Origin of the sequence: Pseudomonas sp. IT-P44, from assembly GCF_949768225.1 — a bacterium.
GTDB classification, from domain to species: Bacteria; Pseudomonadota; Gammaproteobacteria; order Pseudomonadales; family Pseudomonadaceae; genus Aquipseudomonas; species Aquipseudomonas migulae.
In genome coordinates, this window is record NZ_CATKQM010000090.1 from 192011 (window position 1) to 218446 (window position 26436).

General features: G+C 58.0%; 25 protein-coding genes and 2 tRNA genes. 4 read left to right on the top strand and 23 right to left on the bottom strand.

The window, feature by feature from the left end; all coding sequences use genetic code 11:
• Positions 1 to 14: 14 nt before the first annotated feature.
• From nusA to rlmE, 10 genes are all read right to left on the bottom strand, one after another.
• Positions 15 to 1496, bottom strand: a complete 1482-nt coding sequence (nusA, locus tag ACM6IO_RS28815) for a transcription termination factor NusA (RefSeq protein ID WP_008024459.1) — start codon at positions 1494 to 1496, stop codon at positions 15 to 17.
• Positions 1497 to 1543: 47 nt separating this feature from the next.
• Positions 1544 to 2002, bottom strand: coding sequence for a ribosome maturation factor RimP (gene rimP / locus ACM6IO_RS28820; RefSeq protein WP_032828556.1), 459 nt, complete (start codon positions 2000 to 2002; stop codon positions 1544 to 1546).
• A gap of 138 nt (positions 2003 to 2140) precedes the next feature.
• Positions 2141 to 2217: transfer RNA gene (locus ACM6IO_RS28825), tRNA-Met, on the bottom strand.
• Between the two features lie 96 nt (positions 2218 to 2313).
• A tRNA-Leu gene (locus ACM6IO_RS28830) sits at positions 2314 to 2399 on the bottom strand.
• A gap of 22 nt (positions 2400 to 2421) precedes the next feature.
• On the bottom strand, positions 2422 to 2805 hold the full coding sequence (gene secG / locus ACM6IO_RS28835; protein ID WP_017336473.1) for a preprotein translocase subunit SecG: 384 nt from the start codon (positions 2803 to 2805) through the stop codon (positions 2422 to 2424).
• Positions 2806 to 2809: 4 nt separating this feature from the next.
• Positions 2810 to 3562, bottom strand: a complete 753-nt coding sequence (gene tpiA / locus ACM6IO_RS28840) for a triose-phosphate isomerase (RefSeq protein ID WP_008024463.1) — start codon at positions 3560 to 3562, stop codon at positions 2810 to 2812.
• A gap of 66 nt (positions 3563 to 3628) precedes the next feature.
• Positions 3629 to 4966, bottom strand: a complete 1338-nt coding sequence (glmM, locus tag ACM6IO_RS28845) for a phosphoglucosamine mutase (protein WP_192227693.1) — start codon at positions 4964 to 4966, stop codon at positions 3629 to 3631.
• A gap of 16 nt (positions 4967 to 4982) precedes the next feature.
• Entirely contained in the window at positions 4983 to 5834 is an 852-nt protein-coding gene (gene folP / locus ACM6IO_RS28850; protein WP_192227692.1) for a dihydropteroate synthase, read from the bottom strand.
• Positions 5835 to 5842: 8 nt separating this feature from the next.
• Positions 5843 to 7753: an ATP-dependent zinc metalloprotease FtsH gene (gene ftsH / locus ACM6IO_RS28855; RefSeq protein WP_032828773.1), complete on the bottom strand. Its 1911-nt coding sequence runs from the start codon at positions 7751 to 7753 to the stop codon at positions 5843 to 5845.
• A gap of 202 nt (positions 7754 to 7955) precedes the next feature.
• Positions 7956 to 8585 carry a 23S rRNA (uridine(2552)-2'-O)-methyltransferase RlmE gene (rlmE, locus tag ACM6IO_RS28860; protein ID WP_192227691.1) on the bottom strand — a complete coding sequence of 210 codons (630 nt, stop codon included), beginning with the start codon at positions 8583 to 8585 and terminating at the stop codon, positions 7956 to 7958.
• A 101-nt stretch (positions 8586 to 8686) separates the two neighbouring features.
• Here rlmE and ACM6IO_RS28865 point away from each other — a divergent pair, with 101 nt between their 5' ends.
• Positions 8687 to 8995, top strand: coding sequence for a YhbY family RNA-binding protein (locus ACM6IO_RS28865; RefSeq protein ID WP_007942889.1), 309 nt, complete (start codon positions 8687 to 8689; stop codon positions 8993 to 8995).
• Positions 8996 to 9004: 9 nt separating this feature from the next.
• Here ACM6IO_RS28865 and ACM6IO_RS28870 read toward each other — a convergent pair whose 3' ends face one another.
• The 8 genes from ACM6IO_RS28870 to grpE all read right to left on the bottom strand — a co-directional run bounded on the left by ACM6IO_RS28870 (position 9005) and on the right by grpE (position 19469).
• Complete coding sequence (locus ACM6IO_RS28870; protein ID WP_008036520.1) at positions 9005 to 9409, bottom strand: hypothetical protein; 405 nt, start codon at positions 9407 to 9409, stop codon at positions 9005 to 9007.
• Positions 9410 to 9437: 28 nt separating this feature from the next.
• A complete protein-coding gene (greA, locus tag ACM6IO_RS28875; RefSeq protein WP_008029775.1) occupies positions 9438 to 9914 on the bottom strand; it encodes a transcription elongation factor GreA in 477 nt (158 codons plus the stop codon).
• On the bottom strand, positions 9911 to 13132 hold the full coding sequence (gene carB / locus ACM6IO_RS28880) for a carbamoyl-phosphate synthase large subunit (protein WP_008029777.1): 3222 nt from the start codon (positions 13130 to 13132) through the stop codon (positions 9911 to 9913). Before carB ends, greA begins: the two co-directional genes overlap by 4 nt.
• A 118-nt stretch (positions 13133 to 13250) precedes the next feature.
• Positions 13251 to 14387 (bottom strand): glutamine-hydrolyzing carbamoyl-phosphate synthase small subunit, encoded by a 1137-nt coding sequence (gene carA, locus ACM6IO_RS28885; protein ID WP_008029779.1) that lies wholly within the window; start codon positions 14385 to 14387, stop codon positions 13251 to 13253.
• A gap of 259 nt (positions 14388 to 14646) precedes the next feature.
• A complete protein-coding gene (dapB, locus tag ACM6IO_RS28890) occupies positions 14647 to 15453 on the bottom strand; it encodes a 4-hydroxy-tetrahydrodipicolinate reductase (RefSeq protein ID WP_008036522.1) in 807 nt (268 codons plus the stop codon).
• A 9-nt stretch (positions 15454 to 15462) separates the two neighbouring features.
• A complete protein-coding gene (dnaJ, locus tag ACM6IO_RS28895) occupies positions 15463 to 16587 on the bottom strand; it encodes a molecular chaperone DnaJ (RefSeq protein WP_008029785.1) in 1125 nt (374 codons plus the stop codon).
• 296 nt (positions 16588 to 16883) lie between these two features.
• Complete coding sequence (gene dnaK / locus ACM6IO_RS28900) at positions 16884 to 18800, bottom strand: molecular chaperone DnaK (protein WP_008029786.1); 1917 nt, start codon at positions 18798 to 18800, stop codon at positions 16884 to 16886.
• A gap of 102 nt (positions 18801 to 18902) precedes the next feature.
• Positions 18903 to 19469: a nucleotide exchange factor GrpE gene (gene grpE / locus ACM6IO_RS28905; RefSeq protein WP_008029789.1), complete on the bottom strand. Its 567-nt coding sequence runs from the start codon at positions 19467 to 19469 to the stop codon at positions 18903 to 18905.
• Positions 19470 to 19710: 241 nt separating this feature from the next.
• On the opposite strand from grpE, the gene recN reads away from it, so the two are divergent.
• Positions 19711 to 21384, top strand: coding sequence for a DNA repair protein RecN (gene recN / locus ACM6IO_RS28910; RefSeq protein WP_007942901.1), 1674 nt, complete (start codon positions 19711 to 19713; stop codon positions 21382 to 21384).
• A gap of 75 nt (positions 21385 to 21459) precedes the next feature.
• Here recN and fur read toward each other — a convergent pair whose 3' ends face one another.
• Positions 21460 to 21864 carry a ferric iron uptake transcriptional regulator gene (gene fur / locus ACM6IO_RS28915; RefSeq protein ID WP_003197684.1) on the bottom strand — a complete coding sequence of 135 codons (405 nt, stop codon included), beginning with the start codon at positions 21862 to 21864 and terminating at the stop codon, positions 21460 to 21462.
• Positions 21865 to 21961: 97 nt separating this feature from the next.
• On the opposite strand from fur, the gene ACM6IO_RS28920 reads away from it, so the two are divergent.
• Positions 21962 to 22489, top strand: a complete 528-nt coding sequence (locus tag ACM6IO_RS28920) for an outer membrane protein assembly factor BamE (protein WP_008029791.1) — start codon at positions 21962 to 21964, stop codon at positions 22487 to 22489.
• 61 nt (positions 22490 to 22550) lie between these two features.
• Here ACM6IO_RS28920 and ACM6IO_RS28925 read toward each other — a convergent pair whose 3' ends face one another.
• The 3 genes from ACM6IO_RS28925 to ACM6IO_RS28935 are packed head-to-tail and all read right to left on the bottom strand — an operon-like array spanning position 22551 to position 24703.
• Positions 22551 to 22865 carry an RnfH family protein gene (locus tag ACM6IO_RS28925; RefSeq protein ID WP_223414121.1) on the bottom strand — a complete coding sequence of 105 codons (315 nt, stop codon included), beginning with the start codon at positions 22863 to 22865 and terminating at the stop codon, positions 22551 to 22553.
• Positions 22858 to 23292 carry a type II toxin-antitoxin system RatA family toxin gene (locus tag ACM6IO_RS28930; RefSeq protein WP_008029796.1) on the bottom strand — a complete coding sequence of 145 codons (435 nt, stop codon included), beginning with the start codon at positions 23290 to 23292 and terminating at the stop codon, positions 22858 to 22860. The genes ACM6IO_RS28925 and ACM6IO_RS28930 overlap by 8 nt, the downstream gene beginning before the upstream one ends.
• A gap of 7 nt (positions 23293 to 23299) precedes the next feature.
• Positions 23300 to 24703, bottom strand: a complete 1404-nt coding sequence (locus ACM6IO_RS28935; protein WP_414912669.1) for a sodium-dependent transporter — start codon at positions 24701 to 24703, stop codon at positions 23300 to 23302.
• Positions 24704 to 24821: 118 nt separating this feature from the next.
• Here ACM6IO_RS28935 and smpB point away from each other — a divergent pair, with 118 nt between their 5' ends.
• Positions 24822 to 25304 carry an SsrA-binding protein SmpB gene (gene smpB / locus ACM6IO_RS28940; RefSeq protein WP_008029800.1) on the top strand — a complete coding sequence of 161 codons (483 nt, stop codon included), beginning with the start codon at positions 24822 to 24824 and terminating at the stop codon, positions 25302 to 25304.
• A gap of 110 nt (positions 25305 to 25414) precedes the next feature.
• On the opposite strand, the gene ACM6IO_RS28945 is transcribed toward smpB, so the two are convergent.
• Complete coding sequence (locus tag ACM6IO_RS28945; protein ID WP_008029801.1) at positions 25415 to 26182, bottom strand: GntR family transcriptional regulator; 768 nt, start codon at positions 26180 to 26182, stop codon at positions 25415 to 25417.
• Positions 26183 to 26436 lie beyond the last annotated feature (254 nt).

The following is a 26436-nucleotide window of genomic DNA, read 5'->3' on the forward strand; positions in this document are numbered from 1 at the left end:
CAGGCCGCGCCTAATTACTCGAACCAGTGGGCTCGGGCGGCCATGATCAACTTGCCGGCACGATCATCGTCAATGCCGTCGATGTCGAGCAGGTCGTCAATAGACTGCTCGGCCAGGTCTTCGCGGGTAATTACGCCGCGCACCGCCAGTTCCATCGCCAAATCCTTGTCCATACCCTCAAGCGAGAGCAGGTCTTCGGCCGGATGGGCGTCTGCCAGCTTTTCCTCAGTAGCGATGGCTTTGGTCAACAAACGATCCTTGGCACGAGCGCGAAGCTCGTTGACGGTTTCTTCGTCAAAGCCGTCGATGTTGAGCATTTCTTCCAACGGTACGTAGGCAATCTCTTCCAGGCTGGTGAAGCCTTCATCTACCAGCACCTGTGCCAGGTCTTCGTCGACTTCCAGCTCGTCGATGAAGTTGCGCAGGATGTCGCCGGTTTCTGCTTGCTGCTTAGCCTGGATGTCCGATTCGGTCATCACGTTCAGGGTCCAGCCAGTCAACTGGCTAGCCAGACGCACGTTCTGACCACCGCGACCGATGGCCTGAGCCAGATTGTCTGCGCCAACGGCGATGTCCATTGCATGGGCATCTTCGTCAACGATAATTGCCGCAACCTCAGCCGGGGACATGGCGTTGATTACGAACTGAGCCGGGTTGTCGTCCCACAGGACGATATCAACACGCTCACCGCCCAACTCACCCGACACTGCCTGGACGCGCGAACCGCGCATACCGATGCAAGCGCCCTGCGGGTCGATGCGTTTGTCCTTGGAGCGGACCGCGATCTTGGCGCGCGAACCCGGGTCACGGGAGGCAGCCATTACTTCGATCAGGCCTTCAGCGATTTCCGGCACTTCGATGCGGAACAACTCGATCAGCATTTCCGGCGCGGTGCGCGACAGGATCAGCTGCGGGCCGCGGTTCTCGGTGCGGATCTCCTTGAGCAGCGCACGCAGACGCACGCCAACCCGGAAGGTTTCGCGAGAGATGATGTCTTCACGAGCCAGCAACGCTTCAGCGTTGTTGCCCAGGTCGACGATCACATTGTCGCGGGTCACTTTCTTCACGGTGCCGGAGATGATTTCCCCCAGGCGCTCGCGATAGGCGTCAACGACTTGAGCGCGCTCGGCTTCGCGAACTTTCTGCACGATGACTTGCTTGGCAGTCTGTGCAGCAATGCGGCCGAACTCGATGGATTCGATTTTTTCTTCGACTACATCACCAACCTGGGCACCAGGATGCGTTTCGGCAACCTTGCTCGGCCAGGTTTCGATGGCCGGATCGTCCAGATCTGCTTCTTCGACAACCGTCCAGCGACGGAAGGTCTCGTAAGCACCGGTGTGGCGATTGATTTCCACACGCAGATCGACTTCGTCCTCGAAACGCTTTTTGGTAGCAGTGGCCAGAGCCAGCTCCAGCGCTTCAAAAATTACGTTTGCCGGTACGCCCTTTTCATTGGATACCGACTCAACAACCAGCAGTACTTCTTTGCTCATCGTACGCCTCGCCTTTCGCAAGCCATTGGATCCGCGGGATCCGCGTCTCAGTCAAAACTGGGAATAATGTTGGCCTTGTCGATCATATCGATCGGCAACAGGAACTCGTGGTCTTCTACCTGCACCACGACATCCTGCTCTTCTACACCGCGCAGAAGGCCCTGAAAGTTGCGTCGCCCTTCAAAAGGCGAGCGCAGCCTGATCTTCACTTGTTCACCGGCAAATTTTGCAAACTGCTCAATAGTGAACAGCGGGCGTTCCATGCCAGGCGAGGAAACTTCAAGGGTGTACTCAACGGCGATTGGATCTTCAACATCCAGGACACCGCTGATCTGACGGCTGACGATGGCGCAATCGTCCACCAGCACGCCGCCTTCTTTATCAATATAAACGCGCAACATTGAGTGGCGACCTTGAGCCGAAAACTCAATACCCCAGCATTCATAGCCTAGGGCCACGACCACCGGGGCCAACAAGGCCTGCAACTCTTCTAGCTTGCTCGACACCTGAACCCCCTCGTGCATGTATGTGCATGCTATGCAAAATAAAAAAATGGGCGAAACGCCCATCCTTGAAACGCCGTCGAACAGCGGCGTAGAAAGTGTCCAGCTAACAAAAAGCCCCTTAAAAGGGGCTCCTTAAACTGGTTGCGGGGGCCGGATTTGAACCGACGACCTTCGGGTTATGAGCCCGACGAGCTACCAGACTGCTCCACCCCGCGACAAAGCTGGGGCGGAAGTATACGACCGATCCCTGACAGGGTCAATGTAACCTTCCACCTACAAGAAAGCCCGCAACAGCGGGCTCTCCTGATAATTGGTACCGAGAAGGGGACTCGAACCCCTACACCCTATGGGCACAACCACCTCAAGGTTGCGTGTCTACCAATTCCACCACCTCGGCAATACTACGTTTGAAACCCTTCTTACTTTTGCTCTTGAGCTGGAGGTACGTCAGTCGCTGGAGTAGCCGACTTTTGCTCTTGAAGCACCGGTACATCATCAGAAGCCGGTTGTTGCTTTGGAACTTCCAACACTGCTGGATTTGGCAAACCTACTTGAGTCAGCTGGTGAGCCTTCTCTTTAGCAAAGTAACCTAACCCTAAGCTGGTTATGAAGAAACCGGCGGCAAGTATAGCAGTAAACTTACTAAGAAAGGTAGAGGAACCTTGGCTTCCGAACACAGTATTTGAAGCACCTGCTCCGAAAGACGCGCCAGCATCCGCACCCTTACCCTGCTGCAGCAATACCAGAGCAACTACGCCCAATGCACCCAGCAGATGAAAAACGACTACGACTGTTTCCAGCATTTTTTCAGTTTCCCGCGGCGCGAATAATCGCACCGAACTCATCTGCATTCAGGGAAGCTCCACCAATGAGCCCCCCATCGATATCCGGCATGCCGAACAGTTCGACCGCATTGGCCGCCTTCACGCTGCCGCCGTATAGAAGCCGCACACCTTGTGCGACCTCAGAATTCTCTGCCGCCAACTGAGCGCGAATGGCTGCGTGCACATCCTGCGCCTGTTGCGGCGAAGCAGTCAGCCCGGTGCCAATGGCCCAGACCGGCTCGTAAGCAATGACTGCATTTGCAAAAGCACCAACACCCAGCTCCTCAATGATACTGCCAAGCTGACGCCCGACAACCTCAAGAGTTTTTCCAGCTTCGCGTTGCTCCAGGGTCTCCCCTATACACAACACTGGAATCAAGCCACATGCCTGTGCCGCTGCGAACTTGCGAATCAGCATTCCGTCCTGCTCGCCCATTTGGCGGCGCTCGGAATGCCCGACAAGTACAAAGGTACAACCTGCATCCACCAACTGACTCGGTGCAACTTCGCCGGTCAAAGCACCTTGCATGGATTCCACTGCAGAGTTCTGCGCGCCGACCGAAATCGACTTGCCTTTCAAACCTTCAATCACTTGATTGATATGCAGGAAAGGCGGGAATACCGCGACATCAACACCGCTCGGCAAGGCCAAATGACTCAGGCCGTTGATCAGCTCAGCGACGCTGGCGCGGGTACCGTGCATCTTCCAGTTACCAGCTACCATAGGGCGACGCATGCTGTACCTCGTCGGTCAAAGTGGGCGCAGATGTTACCCAACACAATCATGGCTGGCAAGCCGAATTCAGGCAGAAACTTCAGTAACCAGTTTTGCCAGCTCTTCGGCGTAGCCGCGAACCTGTGTTTCGTCCTCGCCTTCGACCATGACACGCACCAACGGCTCGGTGCCGGACTTGCGCAACAGCACGCGCCCACGCCCGGCCATGGCCTTGGTAACGCGCTCGCTGGCCTCTTTGACCGACGGATGATCCAGAGGGCTCGCACCGCCACTGAAACGCACGTTGATCAGCACCTGAGGACACTTGCGCAGCGACTGACGGGCTTGAGCCAGCCCTTCGGAGCGAGTCTGCAATGCCATCAGCACCTGCAATGCGGCAATGATCGCATCACCGGTGGTGGTGTGATTGAAGCAGACGATATGACCCGAGTTCTCGCCACCGACCAGCCAATTGCGTTCCAGCAGATCCGCGATCACATAACGGTCACCGACGTTGGCGCGCACAAACGGAATCGACAGATCTGCCAGGGCCAGCTCCAGCCCCAGGTTACTCATCAATGTTCCGACCACACCGCCTTTCAGCAGATCACGCTCATGCAAGTCGCGGGCGATGATGAACAGCAGCTCGTCACCATCGACAACAGCACCCGTGTGATCGACCATCAGGACCCGGTCGCCATCACCATCGAACGCAATACCGAGATCAGCATGTTCGGCAAGAACGGCAGCCTGCAACTGACCCATATGGGTCGAACCGCAGTTGTCATTGATGTTCAGGCCGTTTGGCTGCGCTGAAAGCACAACAACCTCGGCGCCCAACTCGCGGAACACACTCGGTGCCACTTTGTAGGTCGCACCGTGAGCGCAATCGATCACGATCTTCAGGCCCGTAAAGCTGGTGCCGGTCGGCACGCTGCTCTTGCAGAATTCAATATAACGGCCCGAAGCATCGTTGATTCGCGACACTTTGCCGATCTTGCTCGACTCAACCACGGTCATCGGGGTGTCGAGCAACTCTTCGATCATATGCTCGACTTCATCCGGCAGCTTGGTGCCCTTGCCGGAGAAAAACTTGATGCCGTTGTCATCGTGAGGATTGTGCGAGGCACTGATCACGATGCCTGCTTCGGCATGGAACGTACGCGTCAGGTAGGCGATGGCCGGCGTCGGCATCGGGCCCAGGAGCATCACGTCGGCACCCGCCGAAGTCAGCCCGGCCTCGAGCGCCGATTCGAACATGTATCCCGAGATCCGGGTGTCCTTGCCTACCAACACTTTGCAGGCGCCCATTTTGCGGAACGCCATGCCCGCAGCCCAGCCGAGCTTCAGCATGAATTCAGGGGTAATCGGGTACACGCCGACCCGACCACGAATACCGTCGGTGCCAAAATATTTCTTAGTCATAAGTGCTCCATCATTCTTATTCGGCTGATTCCACTGCGGCGATCATCCGCACCACATCGACGGTTTCGGCCACATCATGGACGCGCAATATACGCGCCCCCTTGAATGAAGCCAGCGCCGCGAGTGCCAAACCGCCATGCAGTCGCTCACCGACCGGGCGATTCAAGGCCTGACCTATCATGCTCTTTCGCGAAACCCCGACCAACAGGGGCCGCCCCAAGGCATGCAGGACTTCCATATGTTTGAACAAGCTCAGGTTGTGCTGCAAGGTTTTGGCGAAGCCGAAACCCGGATCCAGGATGATCCGCTCAGCCGGAATTCCGACTGACGCACACTGCGCCATGCGCTCGACAAGAAACTCGCCGACCTCTCGGGTGACATCCTGATAATGCGGATTGTCCTGCATGTCGCCCGGCTCACCGAGCATATGCATCAGACAGACCGGCAGGCCAGTGGCGGCCGCCGCATCCAGAGCGCCCTCTCGACGCAACGAGCGGACGTCATTGATCAAACCCGCACCCAGCCGCGCCGCTTCACGCATGACCGCTGGCGTGGAAGTATCGACCGAGATAATCACATCCAGCTCGCGGTTGATGCGCTCGACGATTGGCGCTACGCGCTCCAGTTCTTCGAGCGGCGAAACCGCCCTGGCACCGGGCCGGGTCGACTCACCACCGACATCAATCAGCGTCGCACCGGCCAGCACCATGGCTTCGGCGTGGCGCAAGGCCGCATCGAGCTGGCTGTATTGGCCGCCATCGGAAAAGGAATCAGGGGTGACATTGAGAATGCCCATGACATGCGTCTGGGCCAAATCAAGAACCCGGTTGCCGCAAGGCAACCGGGTCGAGGACTGAACAGAAGTCATTTCAAACCTTAAACGTCAGCAGCCGGACCGCCGATCGGAGTTTCCGGGCGCTCATCCTGCACCACCGGAGGCGTTCCGGAGGTACCGGTGCCGCCCGACCAGTCGCGAGGTTCGCGAGGCGTACGACCCGCCATGATGTCGTCGATCTGATCGGCATCGATCGTTTCGTACTTCATCAGGGCATCAGCCATGGCGTCGAGCTTGTCACGGTTATCCGTGAGGATCTGTTTGGCCGTGCCATAGCACTGGTCAATGATGCTGCGCACTTCGGAGTCGATCAGCTTGGCTGTCTCACCGGAGAAGCTTGCACTCTGACCACCGCCGCCGCGACCAAGGAACACTTCGCCCTCTTCTTCGGCGTACATCAACGGACCGAGTTTCTCCGACAGACCCCACTTGGTCACCATGTTCCGTGCAATCTGACTGGCACGCATGATGTCGTTGGATGCGCCGGTGGTGACACCGTCAAAGCCCAAAGTCATCTCTTCAGCGATACGGCCGCCGTACAGCGAGCAGATCTGGCTGATCAACGCACGCTTGGACAGGCTGTAGCGATCTTCTTCCGGCAGGAACATGGTCACACCCAGCGCACGACCGCGCGGGATGATCGACACTTTGTAGACCGGGTCATGCTCAGGCACGACGCGACCAACAATGGCATGGCCTGCTTCGTGATAGGCGGTGTTCTGCTTCTCTTTCTCGGACATGACCATGGATTTGCGCTCGGCGCCCATCATGATCTTGTCTTTCGCCAGTTCGAATTCTTTCATCTCGACAATGCGCTTGCCGGTACGGGCAGCGAACAGCGACGCCTCGTTCACCAGGTTGGCAAGGTCGGCACCGGAGAAACCAGGCGTACCACGAGCGATCACCGCCGGAGCGACGTCGTCACCCATTGGCACTTTGCGCATGTGGACCTTGAGAATTTGCTCGCGACCGCGGATATCCGGCAGCCCGACCACAACCTGACGGTCGAAACGGCCCGGACGCAGCAACGCAGGGTCCAGTACGTCCGGACGGTTGGTTGCAGCGATGACGATGATGCCGTCATTCATTTCGAAGCCGTCCATCTCTACCAGCAACTGGTTGAGAGTCTGCTCACGCTCATCGTGACCACCGCCCATGCCGGCGCCACGATGGCGACCGACGGCGTCGATTTCATCGATGAAGATGATGCATGGCGCGTGTTTTTTGGCTTGCTCGAACATGTCGCGAACACGGCTGGCACCGACACCGACGAACATTTCGACAAAGTCGGAACCGGAAATGGTGAAGAACGGCACCTTGGCTTCACCGGCAATTGCCTTGGCCAGCAAGGTTTTACCAGTACCCGGAGGACCGACCATCAGCACGCCGCGAGGAATGCGACCGCCCAGACGCTGGAACTTGCCCGGATCGCGGAGGAACTCGACCAGTTCGCCGACTTCTTCCTTGGCTTCGTCGCAACCGGCAACGTCAGCCAGGGTAGTTTTCACCTGGTCTTCGGAGAGCAGGCGCGCCTTGCTCTTGCCGAAGCTCATCGGCCCGCCCTTGCCTCCGGCACCGCCCTGCATCTGCCGCATGAAGAACATGAACACGGCGATGATCACCAGGATCGGGAAGCTCGCGACCAGCAGTTGAGTCCAGATGCTTTGCTGCTCAGGCTGCTTGCCTTCGACTACCACGTGGTTGTCCACGAGATCGCCGATCAGACCGTTGTCCTGGATCGCAGGACGAATGGTCTTGAAGCTGTCGCCATCGTTGCGCTTACCGGTAATCACATAGCCATCAACGGCTACGCGCTCGACCTTGCCATCCTTGACCTGCTGGATGAAGTCGGAATAGTTGAGGGTCTGCGGCTCGTTAGGGCTGGAGAAGTTGTTCATCACTGTCACCAGGACAGCCGCGATGATCAACCACAGGATCAGATTCTTTGCCATATCGTTCAATTAACTACCCTCTGAAGCAAGCGCCGCTAATGGCGCGCGCTTCGCATGATATTCACCGGCCTAACTTACTACATTACCTACAACACTGGCAGGCGCCGTCTGTAACCCTTTGTGAAACACTTCCTACACAATATTCGCTAATTCCCACAAGGCGAAATACGAAAAACCTATCGCCCCGCAAAAAAACCTCGATTTACTCACTACGACCGCGGTAGCCCCAAGCCAGCATGTATTGCTCGCGGGAACTGCCACGGGAAGAGTCCGGCTTGATCATCTGGACCTTGTCGAATTTCTGACGAGCGTCCTTCACGTAAGCATCAAACCCTTCGCCCTGAAACACCTTGATCACGAAATTACCACCCGGCTTGAGTATCCGGGCAGCCAGATCAAGAGCCAGCTCACATAGAAACATGGCTTTTGGCATGTCCACTTCAGGCGTACCACTCATATTGGGGGCCATATCGGAAATCACAAGGTCCACCTGCGAATTACCGACGGCCTCAAGGATCTGAGCGAGCACTTTGTCCTCGGTGAAGTCACCCTGGATGAAAGTCACGTCCGGAATGCTGTCCATTTCCAGGATGTCCGAGGCGATCAGACGCCCCTGACCACCGATCAGCCGACTGGTGACCTGCGACCAGCCGCCGGGCGCCGCGCCCAGGTCGACAACGCTCATACCCGGACGGATCAGCTTGTATTTCTCCTGGACCTCCAGAAGCTTGTAACTCGCACGCGAGCGGTAACCATCCTTCTGCGCCTGCTTCACATAGGGATCGTTGACATGTCTTTTCAGCCAACCAAGGCTTGTCTTGGAACGCGCCATTGGGCACCTCGATGATAAGGGTCGTGATTAGTTGGGCGGATCCACGAACCCTCGGGTAAAATGGCCGCCATTTTACAGAATCCAGACGAAAGGGTCAGATTATGCCGCTCACTCAAGAGCAGAAGAAACAGTACAAATCCATTGGCCACCATCTGAAACCAGTTTTGATTGTGGCTGACAACGGTTTGACTGAAGGTGTGTTAGCCGAACTTGAACGCGCTTTGGCGGATCACGAGCTGATCAAGATCAAGCTCAACATCCTCGATCGCGAATCGCGCCTGGCGTCCATTGCAGAACTCTGCAAGGTCGGCAAAGCGGATCTGGTTCAAGTCATCGGCAAGATGGCACTGATTTACCGCAAGAACTTCAGCGTCAACAAGCAGCTGTCGAACGTCCATCGCTTCAAATGATGGCAAGGGTCAAGGGTGTGCTTCGCGCACCCTGCCGCTCCATCCCGGTACCGGCTGCAAGACCAGCACCAGCCCGGAAAAGCCCAGAACAAGATAGCTGAACACCTGCCAACGCACTGCATCCGGCCAGCCGATACGCACCGCGAAAAACATCGCACACGCATACAGCGCCATCATCAGCAGTTGCCCGCGAATATCGCGCCATAGACTGGCAAGGCCCTCGGCCTGAACCAGCACCAAAGCCTGAAAAATTACACACGCAGAGGCGAAACCCACCATCAGCGCATTCAGCATGCCTGCAATTTCTTCGATCAGCAGCGGTGCCAGGCCAATTTGGCCCAGCACCGGCAGCAGACCGATGTGTAACAGCCACAAGCCGCCGACCCACAACATCTGAGTCAGCTGCCAAAGCATGGCGCCCGCACGCAGCGGGCGCCTTCTTTCAGATGTGGCGGACTTCGACAATCTCGTACTCGATAACGCCACCCGGCGTTTTCACGGCAACCACATCACCCTCTTCCTTGGCAATCAAGGCACGGGCCAATGGCGAACCTACCGAAATCTTGCCGAGTTTGAAGTCAGCCTCGTCCTCGCCCACGATGTGGTAAGTGACGCGCTCATCGGTCTCGACGTTGGCGATTTCAACAGTGGTGCCGAAAATCACTTTACCGGTGTGAGGAATGCTCGTGACGTCGATGATGACCTGATTCTGAATCCGGCCTTCGATGTCACGAATCCGCGCCTCGACCATACCTTGCTGCTCGCGAGCAGCGTGGTATTCGGCGTTTTCCTTCAAGTCACCCAATTCCCGGGCCGTACCGATGTCCTGGCTGAGCTTCGGACGGACGACCTTGGTCAGGTGAGCGTGTTCTTCTTCCAGGGCTTTCGCGCCCTGGACGGTCATTGGGTACTTGATCATGCCTTCAATCCTGCGTGTAGATCCTGCAAGCGGCGTACGGTCTTCTCGGGACCGAACTTCAGCGCTTCGCAGATGGCTTCGCCAGCAGCAATGGTGGTGGTGCAGTAGATTTTGTGCTGCAAGGCATTACGACGAATGGAGTACGAGTCAGCAATCGACTGGCGACCTTCGGTGGTGTTGATGATCAGGGTGACTTCGTCATTCTTGATCATGTCGACCACGTGCGGACGACCTTCAGTCACCTTGTTCACACGGCGCACTTTCAGGCCTGCAGCTTCGATCAGCTTGGCAGTACCGGCAGTGGCAACCACTTCGAAGCCCAAGTTGATCAGATCACGGGCCACGCCTGCAACCAGTGGCTTGTCGTCGTCACGCACGCTGATGAACGCGGTACCGCCGGTCGGCAGCACTTCGCTGGCGCCCATCTGAGCCTTGGCGAACGCTTCGCCGAAGGTGTCGCCCACGCCCATCACTTCACCGGTGGACTTCATCTCTGGGCCCAGGATCGGGTCCACGCCAGGGAATTTGGCGAACGGGAAGACCGCCTCTTTCACACTGTAGAAGTTCGGGATGATTTCTTTGGTGAAGCCGATTTCTTTCAGGGTTTTACCGGCCATGACGCGTGCCGCGATCATCGCCAGGGAAACACCGATGCACTTGGACACGAACGGTACGGTACGGGAAGCGCGCGGGTTGACTTCGATGACGTAGATGTCTTCGCCTTGCAGCGCCAACTGAACGTTCATCAGGCCGACAACGCCCAGTTCCAGGGCCATTTTCTTGACCTGTTCGCGCATCTCGTCCTGGATGTGCGCAGGCAGCGAGTACGGCGGCAGGGAACACGCGGAGTCACCGGAGTGAACACCGGCCTGCTCGATATGCTGCATGATCGCGCCGATCACCACGTCGGTGCCGTCGCAAACTGCATCCACGTCCATTTCGATGGCGCAGTTCAGGAAGTGGTCGAGCAGCACCGGGCTGTCGTTGGACACTTTCACTGCGTCACGCAGGTAGCGCTTGAGTTCTTCTTCTTCGTAGACGATTTCCATCGCACGGCCGCCCAGTACGTAGGACGGACGAACCACCAGCGGGTAACCGATCTTGGCCGCGGCACGAATCGCTTCGTCTTCGCTGCGCACGGTGGCGTTTGGCGGCTGACGCAGGTTCAGACGCTCAACCATTTGCTGGAAGCGCTCACGGTCTTCGGCACGGTCGATGGCGTCAGGGCTGGTGCCGATGATCGGCACGCCAGCTTCTTCCAGGGCACGAGCCAGTTTCAGTGGAGTCTGGCCGCCGTACTGGACGATCACGCCTTTTGGCTTCTCGACCCGGCAGATTTCCAGCACGTCTTCCAGGGTTACTGGTTCGAAGTACAGGCGATCGGAGGTGTCGTAGTCGGTGGAAACGGTTTCCGGGTTGCAGTTGACCATGATGGTCTCGTAACCGTCTTCGCGCAGGGCCAGTGCCGCGTGTACGCAGCAGTAGTCGAACTCGATGCCCTGGCCGATACGGTTTGGACCGCCGCCGAGGATCATGATCTTGTCGCGGCCCGACGGCGCGGCTTCGCACTCTTCCTCGTAAGTCGAGTACATGTAGGCGGTGTCGGTGGCGAACTCGGCAGCGCAGGTGTCAACGCGCTTGTAGACCGGGAAGATCTCCAGCTTGTGACGGTGGCGACGCAAAGCTTTTTCGGTCACGCCCAGCAGCTTGGCCAGACGCATGTCCGAGAAGCCTTTGCGCTTGAGCTTGAACATCAGGTCGCGGTCGATGCTGGCCAGCCCCAGGGTCTTGACCTTCTCTTCTTCCTTGATCAGATCTTCGATCTGTACCAGGAACCACGGGTCGATCATGTTCATGCCGAAGATGTCTTCGACCGACAGGCCGGCGCGGAAGGCGTCAGCCACGTACCAGATGCGCTCGGCGCCCGGCACGGTCAGTTCGCGCTTGAGGATGCTCATGCTTTCCGGGTTGCCCAGGTCGAGCTTCTCGTCCAGGCCGCAAACGCCCACTTCCAGGCCGCGCAGGGCTTTCTGCAGGGATTCCTGGAAGGTCCGGCCGATAGCCATGACTTCACCGACCGACTTCATTTGAGTGGTCAGGCGTGCATCGGCTTTCGGGAATTTCTCGAAAGCGAAACGTGGCAGCTTGGTGACGACGTAGTCGATCGACGGCTCGAACGACGCCGGGGTAGCGCCACCGGTGATTTCGTTCTGCAGCTCGTCCAGGGTATAGCCGATCGCCAACTTGGCAGCGATACGCGCAATCGGGAAACCGGTGGCTTTCGAGGCCAGGGCCGAGGAACGGGATACCCGTGGGTTCATCTCGATGACGACCATGCGGCCAGTGTCCGGGCAGATGCCGAACTGAACGTTGGAGCCGCCGGTTTCCACGCCGATCTCGCGCAGTACCGCCAGGGAGGCGTTACGCATGATCTGGTATTCCTTGTCCGTCAGGGTCTGTGCCGGCGCAACAGTGATCGAGTCACCGGTGTGCACGCCCATCGGGTCAAAGTTTTCAATGGAGCAGACGATGATGCAGTTGTCCTTCTTATCGCGGACAACCTCCATCTCGTATTCTTTCCAGCCGATCAGGGATTCGTCGATCAGCAGCTCTTTGGTCGGCGACAGGTCCAGACCACGGGCGCAGATTTCTTCGAACTCTTCACGGTTGTAAGCGATACCGCCGCCGGTGCCGCCCATGGTGAAGGACGGACGGATGATGCACGGGAAGCCCAGGCGCTCAAGAACGGCGTTGGCCTCTTCCATGCTGTGGGCGATACCCGAGCGCGGGCAGTCCAGTCCGATGGACTTCATCGCCTTGTCGAAGCGCGAACGGTCTTCAGCCTTGTCGATGGTGTCAGCGTTGGCGCCGATCATCTCTACGCCGAACTTCTCCAGAACGCCTTCGCGCTCCAGGTCCAGTGCGCAGTTCAGAGCGGTCTGGCCGCCCATGGTTGGCAGCAGCGCGTCCGGACGCTCTTTCTCGATGATCTTGGCAACGGTCTGCCATTTGATCGGTTCGATGTAGGTGGCGTCGGCCATGTCCGGGTCGGTCATGATGGTCGCTGGGTTGGAGTTCACCAGGATGACGCGGTAACCCTCTTCGCGCAGGGCTTTGCAGGCCTGGGCGCCGGAGTAGTCGAATTCGCAGGCCTGGCCGATAACGATCGGGCCAGCGCCGAGAATCAGGATGCTTTTAATGTCTGTACGTTTTGGCATGGGTTTGTCACTCAAATCCGCAGGTCAGTCGGCAAGCCGTCTTGTTCAATCTTTGAAGCCTTGAGGGGGCCGCCGATGTCGGGACCGCCCTCAAGCTTTGCTGCATCAAGGCGAGCGATCAGCGTCGCTTGGCCATTTCGTTGATGAAGCGATCGAACAATGGCGCTACGTCGTTCGGGCCAGGGCTGGCTTCCGGGTGACCCTGGAAGCTGAAGGCGCTCTTGTCGGTACGCTCGATGCCTTGCAGGGTGCCGTCGAACAGCGATTTGTGAATCGCACGAACGTTGGCTGGCAGGGTCGCTTCGTCTACGGCAAAACCGTGGTTCTGGCTGGTGATCATCACCACGCCGCTGTCCAGATCCTGGACCGGGTGGTTGGCACCGTGGTGGCCGTGGCCCATTTTCAGGGTCTTGGCGCCGGAGGCCAGGGCCAGCAGTTGGTGACCGAGGCAGATGCCGAATACCGGAATCTCGGTTTCCAGCACGTCCTTGATCGCCTGGATCGCGTAGTCGCAAGGCTCCGGGTCGCCAGGGCCGTTGGACAGGAACACGCCGTCCGGCTTCATCGCCAGCACGTCAGCGGCAGGCGTTTGCGCCGGCACCACGGTCACACGGCAACCGCGCTCGACCAGCATGCGCAGGATGTTGAGCTTGACGCCGTAGTCGTAGGCAACCACGTGGTACGGCAGCTCGGAAGCGTCGATGGTCGCGTGGCTGTCGGTTTTCAACTCCCAGACAGTCGAGCGCCACTCGTAGGTTTCCTTGGTGCTGACGACTTTCGCCAGGTCCATGCCTTTGAGGCCAGGGAAGCCTTGAGCCGCGGCGATGGCCGCTTCTTCGGAAATGTTGTCACCGGCCATGATGCAGCCGTTCTGCGCGCCTTTCTCACGCAGGATGCGCGTCAGGCGGCGGGTGTCGATACCGGCGATTGCCACAACGTTGTTGGCTTTCAGGTAGTCGGACAGGGACATCGTGTTACGCCAGTTGCTCGCAACCAGCGGCAGGTCACGGATGACCAGGCCAGCGGACCAGACGCGGTCGGACTCGGCGTCTTCCGGCGTGGTGCCGGTGTTGCCGATGTGCGGGTAAGTCAGGGTAACGATCTGTTGGGCGTAGGAAGGATCGGTAAGGATTTCCTGATAGCCGGTCATTGCGGTGTTAAACACCACCTCACCAACGGTTTGACCGTCGGCTCCAATGGCTTCGCCGCGAAAAATGCTGCCATCAGCAAGGGCGAGTATGGCTGGCTTAGTCAAGAAGACCTCCCGTAAATAAAGCCTGAAAGGGCGATCGCAGGTTGTAAAAAAGCGGAGTGACGTATGGACACGTCACCCCGCTTCTTCACTGAATTATTCTGCGCGCTTTTAGTGGACACACTAAAGCTGTAGCTTACAGAAAAAGGCTTTTTTGGTCTACCGCCAATGAGCCCTAAAGGCCGGAGAATGCGACAGGACGTCGCTTGGCGTAATAAAACCGGGCCCAAACGCAATGTTGGAACCCGGTTTCGGCTGCATCTTAACGCAGGTCGAGCACGTCTTGCATGTCGTAGAGGCCAGGCTCACGACTGTCCAGCCACAACGCCGCACGCACAGCGCCTTTGGCGAAGGTCATGCGACTGGACGCCTTATGCGTGATTTCCAGGCGCTCGCCCTCACAAGCGAACAGCACGGTGTGATCACCGACCACATCACCACCGCGCACAGTGGCAAAACCGATCGTTTCACGCTCGCGCACACCGGTGTGGCCTTCACGCCCATAGACCGCGACCTTCTGCAGGTCACGATCCAGCGCACTGGCAATCACCTCACCCATACGCAGGGCGGTGCCGGAAGGCGCATCGATCTTGTGCCGATGATGAGCTTCGATGATTTCGATGTCTGCATCATCACCCAGCACGCGCGCAGCCATGTCGAGCAGCTTCAGCGACAGGTTCACACCAACACTGAAGTTGGCCGCGAACACGATAGGAATGTCCTTGCCCGCCTCGGCCAGCAACTGCTTCTGCGCAGCGTCGAGCCCCGTCGTGCCGATGACCATGGCTTTGCCCGCCTTGCGGCAGAACGCCAGGTTTTTCAGCATGACTTCCGGCAGCGTGAAATCGATCAACACATCGAATTCATCCGCGACCGCATCCAGATTACCGGACAACGGCACACCGATACGCCCCAGCGAAGCCAGCTCGCCAGCATCCACGCCAATCAGCGTGCTGCCGGGGCGCACGATGGCGGCTGTCAGACCGGTCAGCGGTGCACGTTGCTGCACCGCTTCAACCAGGATCTTGCCCATGCGGCCAGCGGCGCCCATCACAGCTATACGTCGCATGCTCACTCCTTACAGATCGCCGAAGAAGCGCTTCACGCCTTCGAACCAACCGGTGGTTTTCGGCGAATGGCTGTTGTCGTCTGCCAGGGAGCTGCGGAACTCTTCCAGCAATTCGCGCTGACGACGACCCAGATTGACCGGGGTTTCCACCGCAACACGGCACATCAAGTCACCGGCACCGCCGCCACGCACAGGCGCAACGCCTTTGCCGCGAACACGGAACTGCTTGCCGGTCTGAGTCCCCTCAGGGATTTTCAGTTTGACCCGACCATCAAGGGTCGGAATCTCCAGCTCGCCACCCAGCGCCGCATCGACGAAACTGATCGGCACTTCGCAGAACAAGTGCTTGCCGTCACGCTGGAAGATCGCGTGCTCGCGCACGTTGATCACCACGTACAGATCGCCCGTCGGACCACCCTGAGCACCCGCCTCGCCTTCGCCGGACAGACGAATGCGGTCACCGGTGTCGACACCGGCCGGCACTTTCACGGAAAGGGTTTTGTACTCTTCAACGCGACCGTCACCGTTGCAGGAGTTGCACGGGTCGGAAATGATCTTGCCCTGGCCATGGCAGCGCGGGCAGGTCTGCTGCACCGAGAAGAAACCTTGCTGCATACGGACCTGACCGATACCGCCGCACGTCGGGCAAGTGACTGGCGAAGAGCCTTTCTTGGCACCCGAGCCATCGCACGGCTTGCAGTTGACCAGTGTCGGAACGCGGATATTCACGGTGGTACCGCGTACCGCTTCTTCCAGATTCAGTTCCAGGGTGTAACGCAGGTCGCTGCCGCGCTGAGCGCCGCCACGAGCACCGCCGCGACCGCCACCGAAGAAGTCACTGAAGACATCGCCAAAGATGTCGGAGAAGTTCTGACCGCCAAACCCGGCACCGCCGCCACCCATGCTTGGGTCGACACCGGCATGACCGTATTGGTCGTACGCCGCGCGCTTGCTGGAATCGGACAGCACTTCGTAGGCCTCGTTGGCCTCCTTGAACATCTCTTCCGACGCTTTGTCATCGGGATTACGGTCCGGGTGGTGCTTCATCGCCAGGCGACGGTAGGCCTTTTTCAGGTCCGCTTCGCTTGTGCCACGCTCAACACCCAATACTTCGTAATAGTCACGCTTTGCCATAAGTCTTTGCACTCTTAAGGACGTTCGGCAAACCTCTCCTGAGCCCTGCCGAACTCGTTGAGCCCCAATACAGGCCCGGACCCAACTCACGTCAATTCAACGATCCTGGTCTTTGATTCACTGCGGTACTTTCGGCTCGAAAAGCAGGAGCATTCCCGGCCATACCTCCAGCACACGAACTTGTCGCATGCTGTAAAAATTCGTGTACTCCAGACACGCCAACGCGGGAGCAGGCTCCCGCGCGGCGACATCCTACCAGTCACCGCCTAAAGGCAGTCAACCGGGCGACCAACAACTTACTTGTGGTCTTTGACTTCTTCGAACTCGGCATCGACAACGTCGTCGGCTTTTTCAGCTTTTTCGTCGTGCGGTGCTGCGCCTTCAGCAGGCTGAGCCTGTTCGGCGTACATCTTCTGCGCCACTGGAGCGGAGACTTTCGACAGCTCTTCAACCTTGGCTTCGATTGCAGCTTTGTCGTCGCCTTTAACAGCGGCTTCCAGAGCAACAACAGCAGCTTCGATTGCAGTCTTCTCTTCAGCAGTCACTTTGTCGCCTGCTTCAGTGACCATTTTGCGAGTCGAGTGAACCAGTGCATCGCCCTGGTTGCGGGCAGTTGCCAGCTCTTCGAACTTGCGGTCTTCCTCGGAGTTCGCTTCAGCGTCGCGAATCATTTTCTCGATCTCTTCATCGGACAAACCGGAGTTTGCCTTGATCACGATCGATTGAGCCTTGCCGGTGGCCTTGTCTTTGGCGCCTACGTGCAGGATGCCGTTGGCGTCGATGTCGAAGGTCACTTCGATTTGTGGCACGCCACGTGGTGCTGGTGGAATCTCGGCCAGGTCGAACTTGCCCAGGGACTTGTTCTGGGCGGCTTGCTTACGCTCGCCTTGCAGCACGTGGATGGTCACGGCGCCCTGGTTGTCGTCGGCAGTCGAGAACACTTGCGATTTCTTGGTAGGAATCGTGGTGTTTTTCTCGATCAGCGCGGTCATCACGCCACCCATGGTTTCGATACCCAGGGTCAGCGGGCTGACGTCCAGCAGCAGAACGTCTTTCACGTCACCGGCCAATACGGCGCCCTGGATAGCAGCACCCATGGCAACAGCTTCGTCCGGGTTCACGTCTTTACGTGCTTCTTTACCGAAGAACTCGGTCACCAGCTTCTGAACCAGTGGCATACGGGTCTGACCGCCTACCAGGATCACGTCGTTGATCGAGCCAACTTCGATGCCGGAGTCTTTCAGAGCGATGCGGCAAGGTTCGATGGTGCGTTGAACCAGGTCTTCAACCAGCGCTTCCAGCTTGGCGCGGGAAATTTTCACGTTCAAGTGCTTAGGACCGGTGGCGTCTGCAGTGATGTACGGCAGGTTCACGTCGGTCGACATGCTCGAAGACAGTTCGATCTTGGCTTTCTCAGCGGCTTCTTTCAGGCGCTGCATGGCCAGCGGGTCACCTTTGAGGTTCATGCCGCTTTCTTTCTTGAATTCGTCGACGAGGTAGTCGATCAGACGAATGTCAAAGTCTTCACCGCCCAGGAACGTGTCACCGTTGGTGGCCAATACTTCGAACTGGTGCTCGCCATCGACTTCAGCGATTTCGATCACGGAAACGTCGAAGGTACCGCCGCCCAAGTCGTAAACGATCACGGTGTGATCGCCTTTCGCCTTGTCCATACCGTAAGCCAGAGCGGCTGCGGTTGGTTCGTTGATGATACGTTTAACGTCCAGGCCCGCGATGCGGCCGGCGTCTTTGGTCGCCTGGCGCTGGCTGTCGTTGAAGTAGGCCGGAACGGTGATCACCGCTTCGGTCACTGGCTCGCCGAGGTAGTCTTCGGCGGTCTTCTTCATTTTCTTCAGAATTTCAGCCGAGATCTGTGGCGGCGACATTTTCTGGCCGTTCACTTCAACCCAAGCGTCGCCGTTGTCAGCCTTGGCGATTTTGTAAGGGACCATCTTGATGTCTTTCTGTACGACTTCTTCGTCGAACTTACGACCGATCAGACGCTTCACCGCATACAGGGTGTTGTGCGGATTGGTCACAGCCTGACGCTTGGCCGACTGACCAACGAGGATTTCGCCGTCGTTGGCGTAAGCGATGATCGACGGCGTGGTACGCGCGCCTTCAGCGTTTTCAATAACTTTGGCTACGCCGTTTTCAAGCACGGAGACGCAGGAGTTGGTAGTCCCCAGGTCGATACCGATAATTTTGCCCATGTTCACTCTCCCGAAACTTTGGATTTGGTTGCCGCAGCAGTGGTGGCTAACTGCGGTAGCACTTAAACGCTTGACTTCTAAATGGGGGCCTTGCGGCTAATTTCAAGCCTGCTCGTCAATCGAAGGCGAAACCGGTGCCGGTGCCTTGCTGACCACGACCATGGCCGGGCGCAGCAGACGACCATTGAGCTGGTAGCCCTTCTGGAACACCTTGAGCACGCTGTTCGGCTCGACGTCAGCGCTTTCCTGCATGGCCATTGCCTGATGAAGAACGGCGTTGAACGGTTCGCCATGCGGGTCGATCGCTTCCAGCTGATAACGCTTCAGGGTGTCCTGGAACATTTTCAGGGTCAGCTCGATGCCTTCGCGCATTGGGCGGATGCTTTCATCGTCCGGGTTGGACAACTCCAGACCACGCTCAAGGCTGTCGATGATCGGCAGCAGATCACCGGCAAATTTTTCCAGAGCGAATTTGTGAGCCTTTTCGACATCCTGCTCAGCGCGACGGCGGACGTTCTGCAGATCGGCGGCAACACGCAAAGCCTGATCCTGCGCGCCTGCCAGTTGCTCTTCGAGCACTTGTACACGAGCCGCGAGGTCTTCACCCGAAGCCGCGGAGCCCTGGTTGGCTTCTTGATTTTGCGTATCCACTGTCTGTTCGTCAGCCATAGATTTCTCCTTTCAATATCGTCCGCGAGCTCAACTCGCGCTTCTGCCCAGCTATATGGGGCCGCAAAAATCAGCTTCAAGGGGTTTGTTGTGATTAACCCTACAAAAAACAGCTGCATTGTCATTTCCCGATGCGCTAACGATTTCGTCGGATCAATCAAATCGAGCTAAGAGAGGGCATTGTCAGCCGCAAATAAAACACTGTATAAATAACCAGACCTAAAGCCTGGGAGCGGCCTTTATGCTGGTGCACCTGTCCGTACACAATTACGCCATCGTTGAACATCTCGATCTCGAACTCGATCGCGGGATGAGTGTGATCACAGGGGAAACCGGCGCCGGCAAGTCGATCATGCTCGACGCCCTCGGCCTGACCCTGGGCGATCGCGCCGACAGTGGCGTGGTCCGCCCGGGCGCCGACAAGGCCGACATCCTGGCCACCTTCGACCTGGTCGATATTCCCGAAGCCAGTGCCTGGCTGGCCGAGCGCGACCTTGAAAGCGACGGCCCGTGCATTCTGCGCCGGGTGATCACCGCCGAAGGGCGCTCCCGCGGCTATATCAATGGCACGCCCTGCCCGCTTGGTGATCTCAAGGCCCTGGGCGAGTTGCTGATCGATATCCACAGCCAGCACGAGCACCAATCCCTGCTCAAGACCGACACCCACCGCCGCCTGCTCGACGAGTACGCCGGCGCCACCGACCTTGCCCGCCAGGTGCAATTGGCCGCCCAACGCTGGCGCCAGACTCGCCAGGAACTGGAGCGCCTCTCCAACTCCGGCGATGAACAACGCGCCCGCCATCAACTGCTCAGCTATCAACTCGAAGAACTGGAAAACCTCGGCCTCGGTGACAACGAGCTGGAGCAGCTGGAGCAGGAACACAAGAACCTGACCAACGCCGAAACCCTGCTGGGCATCTGCCGGCAAGTGGTCGAACAATGCAGCGAAAGTGATTCCGGCAATGTCCTGAACGCCCTGACCGCCAGCCTCAACCGCCTGTCGAGCGTGAACAACTCGATCGGCGCACTGGGTGAAGCCAGCAGTTTGCTGACCAGTGCACAGATCCAGGTTGAAGAGGCCGTGGGCGAACTGAATCGCTTCCTCGATAACTTCGATGCCGACCCGGCGCGCCTGCAGTACCTGGAAGAACGCCTCGATGCGATCTACACCATGGCGCGCAAGCACCGCATCCAGCCGACCGAGGTCGCCGAGATGCAGCAGCGCTTGCTGGATGAAATTGAAACCCTGAATGCCAATGATGAATCCATCGAGCGCCTGAGCGATGAGCTGGCCTCTTATGCCCGCCATTATCAGGAGAAGGCTCGCGAACTGAGCGATTTGCGCCACCAGGCTTCCAGCAGCCTGGCCAGCGCCGTGGAGCAGGAAATCCAGCGACTGGGCATGCCCGGCGGCCGCTTCACCATCGAGCTGCGCCCCAACAGCAGCGATGAGTTGCTGCCTAACGGGCTCGAACAGGTAGAACTGCTGGTCAGCGCCAACCCCGGCCAGCCCTTGAAAGCTTTGGCCAAAGTAGCCTCGGGTGGTGAGCTGTCGCGGATCAGCCTGGCGATTCAGGTGATTACCGCACAGACTTCACGCGTACCCACCCTGGTATTCGACGAAGTGGACGTAGGCATCGGCGGCCCGACGGCCGAGATTGTCGGCCAGCTACTGCGTCGCCTCGGTGAGCGCGGACAGGTGCTGACAGTGACTCACTTGCCGCAAGTGGCGGCGCAAGGGCATCAGCATCTATTTGTGCACAAGGTGCGTGGGGAAGAGGCGACCCACACGGCCGTCTCCAAACTGAGCAAGAATGATCGCGTTGAAGAAGTCGCGCGGATGCTGGGCGGCATCGACCTCACCAAGGAATCCCTGGCGCACGCGAAAAAAATGGTCGTTACCGCAAAGATTTAAGAACGGCAGACAGCACGAAGGCGACCCTGGGGTCGCCTTCGTTCGTTTCGCGAATGTGAAATTCGCGCGACATGCTTACTTTTTCTTGCGCACGTACAGCACCAGATTGTGATCGACCATCTCGAAACCGTACTTGTCGACGATGGCTTTCTGCAGGCGCTCGATTTCTTCGTCGAAGAATTCGATCACTTCGCTGGTTTCGACGTTGACCATATGGTCGTGATGCTTGCCGTCATCCAGCTCGAAGACCGCATGGCCTCCGTCGAAGTTGTGCCGCACCACAAGGCCAGCTGCCTCGAACTGAGTCAGTACACGGTAAACCGTGGCCAGACCGACGTCCTCACCAGCCTCCATCAGCGCCTTGTAAACATCCTCGGCACTCATGTGGCGTTGCTCGGCGGAATCGAGCATTTGCAGAATTTTGACCCGTGGAAGGGTCACTTTGAGACCGGCTTTGCGTAGTTCGCTATTTTCAACCATGGTCAGCTTTCTCGCGATGCTGCTTCGCAGCTTCTCTTAATGCGGGTATGATCGGCGTTTACGTTGTCCCAGCCAAGATAGTGGAAGTCGCCCACCGATGCAAAACACCAAGCTCTTGCTAACCAGTTTCACCTTTGTGGGACTGCTCGCACTCGCCGGTTGTTCATTCCCCGGGGTTTACAAAATCGACATCCAGCAGGGCAATGTCGTCACGCAGGACATGATAAACCAGTTACGCCCGGGAATGACCCGTAAGCAAGTACGGTTTATCATGGGCAACCCCCTGTTGACCGACACGTTCCATGCCGATCGCTGGGATTATCTGTACAGCCTGCAACCCGGTGGCGGTGAACGCCAACAGGAACGCATTAGCGTTATCTTCAACCCAAATGACCAACTTGTCAGCCTCTCTGGTGATTTCATGCCAGGCGTGAGCCGGGACGAAGCCATTCTCGGCAAGGACAGTGGCACTAATGTGACCGCACCTGTTGAAAACGCCGAGAAGCCGAAACCGGAAAAACCGGTCAAGCCAGGTTCGTTGCTGGATCAGATCCAGAAGGACGTGGACGGTGTAGAAACCGTTCCAGTCCCGACGCCAGAACCGCTGGAAACTTCGCCGCAATAATTTGCGACGCAATAAAAAACCCGGAATGTCCGGGTTTTTTATTGTCTGGCATTTAACCAGGTCACTGATTTCGGGCTTTGGCCTCGGCAGCCTTGGCCGCGCGCAACCGGCGAACCTCTTTCGGATCGGCCAGCAAAGGCCGATAGATCTCAATACGATCCCCTGCCCGAACCTGGTGTGTGTCCGGATCGGCGATCACCTTGCCGAAAATCCCGACAGGGCATTCGCCCAGATCCAGCTCTGGAAACGCTTCGCCTATTCCCGAATCAAGCAGCGCTGCGCGCACGGTAGTGCCTGCGGGCACCGTCACACAGCGAAGCACCTGACGATCAACGGCGGCATACACCACCTCGATTTCGATCACGGGCTTAACCATGTATCTGTTTGGCGCGCTGGCAGAACGCATCGACCAGCGTATTGGCCGCCTGATTGAACAATGGCCCCAGGGTCGCGCGAACAATCGGCCCGGCGTAATCGAACGACAGGTCCAGGCTGATCTTGCAGGCCTTGTCGGTCAACGCCTTGAACACCCATATGCCATGCAACTGCGTGAATGGGCCTTCCTCGAGATTCATCTCGATCGATTGCCCGGGGACCAAGGTGTTACGCGTCACGAAATGCTGACTGAGGCCACCCTTGGCCACGCCAACGCTCGCGCGCATGTACTCGGGAGAGTTTTCCAGGACTTCGGCCGACGAGCACCACGGCAAAAACTCCGGGTAGCGTGCCACGTCATTGACCAGGTCATACAGCGCTTGTGCCGGGTACGGCAGCAGAGCCGAACGTTGAATGTGTGTCGTCATGTCAGCGTCACTTCCACAGCTGGGCGGCAAACACTACAAGAATGCCGATGGGCGCCACATAGCGCATCAAAAACAGGGACAGATTGAACAGCATGGGGTTGCGGATCGACAACTCGTCGCGCACCGCTTCACGCCCCATCACCCATCCTGCAAACACCACGAAACACAAACCACCGAGTGGCAACATGATCCGCGAGGTAAAGAAATCGATCACGCCAAAGAAATCCAGACCGCCGGCCGCACCCCATTGATAGAGATGGAACATCCCGCCTTCGTTCACGAAAAACTTGGCTTCCTTCCAGATATTGAAGGAAAACACCGTGCCCAGACCGACGAACCAGCAGATGAACGCCAGCCAGAAAGTCACCCACGCGCGGCTGACTTTAGTGCGTTCAACCAGGTAAGCCACCATCGGTTCGAGCAATGAAATCGCCGAACTCCAGGCTGCAATCGCGACCAGGACGAAGAACACTACCCCCATCAACTGGCCAAACGCTACGTTGCCAAAGGCAAATGGCAGGCTGACGAACATCAGGCCAGGACCTTCGCTCGGGTTCAGGCCAGCGGCGAACACTATCGGAAACAATGCCAGGCCCGCGACCAGCGAAACAAAGGTATCGAGCAGCGCGACACCGACCACGGTGCCGGAGATCGACGAGTGTTTCGGCATGTAGGCGCCATAAATCATGATCGAACCAACGCCCACGCTCAGGGAAAAGAACGCGTGCCCCATGGCCGGCAACAAGCCGTCGAGGACTTTTTCCGGGTGGAAGTCGAACATGAAATGCACGCCCTCCATGAAATAGCCGGTGGTCATGCTGTAACCCAACAACACCAGAACCATCACGAAGAGCAGCGGCATCATGATGCGCAGGCTGCGCTCAAGGCCGGCGACTACGCCCCTGGCGATGACGACGGCGGACAACAGCATAAAAATCGTATGCCAAAGTGTCAGGCGCCATGGATCGGCGATCACCTTGCCAAAGTACGCGCCGACCTGATCCGGCGTTACCCCCTGAAAGTCGCCGCGCCCCATGTCGATGATGTAATCCAGCGACCAACCGCCGACGACACTATAGAAAGACAGGATCAGCAACGCCGTGATCATCCCGGCGAATGCGCCCCAGGACCACTTGCCCGAATGCCCCGCCTCCATCGCCAACACCTTCAAGGCATTGGCCGGACTTTGCCGGGCGCGACGACCGATCAGGGTTTCAGCCAGCATGACCGGTACGCCGATCAGCGCGATACAGGCCAGGAACATCAATACAAAGGCACCGCCGCCGTAGACCCCGACCATGTACGGGAACTTCCAGATGCTACCCAGGCCCACGGCCGAACCGGTCGCGGCGAGTATGAAGACCCAGCGGCTAGCCCAACTGCCGTGGACAGAAACCTTGTCTGTCGACATCGTTACCACGTCCAAGCATTGAAAAAAGAGGGCGCATTGTCCGGGATTCAATCAACCTGCTCAAGCACGCAGCATCACCGTAGCCGACTCGCGTGCAACTCCCTATAATGCCGCCCCTATGGCTAAACAGAAGAAACACCCAACAGGGACCATCGCGCAGAATAAAAAGGCGCGACACGATTACTTCATCGAACATCGGTTCGAGGCTGGTCTGGTCCTGGCCGGCTGGGAAGTAAAAAGTCTGCGGGCAAGCAAGCTGCAACTGGTCGACAGTTACGTGCTGCTCAAGGATGGCGAAGCCTGGCTGCTCGGCAGCCACATTACGCCCCTGACGACCGCCAGCACGCACGTCATCGCCGATCCGACGCGCACCCGCAAATTGCTGCTCAACCGCCGCGAGCTGGAAAAGCTGGCCGCCGCCGTGCAGCAAAAGGGTTACGCCTGCGTGTGCCTGTCCTGGTACTGGAGCAAGCACATGGTCAAGTGCGAGATCGCTCTGGGCAAGGGCAAGAAGGAATACGACAAGCGTGATACCGAACGCGAACGCGACGCCGGTCGCGAGTTGCAGCGAGCGGTGCGCAACAAGGGCAAGGAAGAGTAATTTTTCGCCTTGAGGCCCTCTTCGCGGGCAAGCCTCGCTCCTACACGTCACCCTGTAGGAGCGAGGCTTGCCCGCGAATGCAATCGCACGAACGATACAAAACTAACTGACTACATCCCCTTGCGCCGCTCCGCCCGGGCCATGCGCTGCACTTCCTGACGCACCTCTTCCAGCACTTCCTGTACATACAGAATGTGTCGACTGGAAACTTCCCGCGCCTGCTCCGCCCGTCCCTCAATAATCGCCATGTACAACTCCCGATGCTGCGTGATCAGCATGTCGCGGGTTTCCGTGCGCTGTTTGTACATGCCGCCAATGTTGGTCACCACGTTGCGTTTGAGCAGATCGAACAGCCCGCGAATGGTGTGCAGCAACACCGCGTTGTGACTGGCTTCGGCGATTGCCAGGTGAAACTTCGCGTCCGCCGCCCCCTCTTCCGCCCGACTCACTTCATCGTGACGGGTGTAGCAGTCCTGCAATTCATTGAAGGCCGCGGTCAGCCGCTCGCGATCGACATCTGTCGCCCGCATTGCTGCGTAATAGGCGCAGGACGCTTCCAGGGTATGGCGAAATTCAAGCAGATCGCGCTGGGCCTCAGGGTTGCTTTCAAGCAGATGAAGCAGCGGATCACTGAATGTCGTGCCCAGTGACTCCACCACATAGTTGCCGCCACCCTGGCGACTGACCAGCAAGCCCTTGGCCGCCAGCTTCTGAATCGCTTCGCGCAACGAAGGGCGTGACACGCCGAACTGCTCGGCCAATGCACGCTCGGCCGGCAAGCGCTCACCAGCCTTGAGCGTGCCCTCGAGAATCATCCCCTCGAGCTGCTCGACAATATCGTCAGACAAACGGCGCTGACGAATTTGATCAAACCCCATAACTCAATTCTCCACGATCCCGACGGCTCGCCGGGCTCTCTATTCTGGCCTATCGGCGCTTTGCCAGCACCTACCAGACGGCATTTGTACGACCGGCTCAAACAGGCGCCACAGCGCTTGTTCGACAAAAGTTTTAGGGCGGCAAATTGACACGCCGCCTACAAGGCTTTTACCCTAGCGAACAGCGATTGTAAATTGGTATTACCAATTATCCAAGAACGCTGATCAGTGCCTGACCAACAACAATTAGGGGC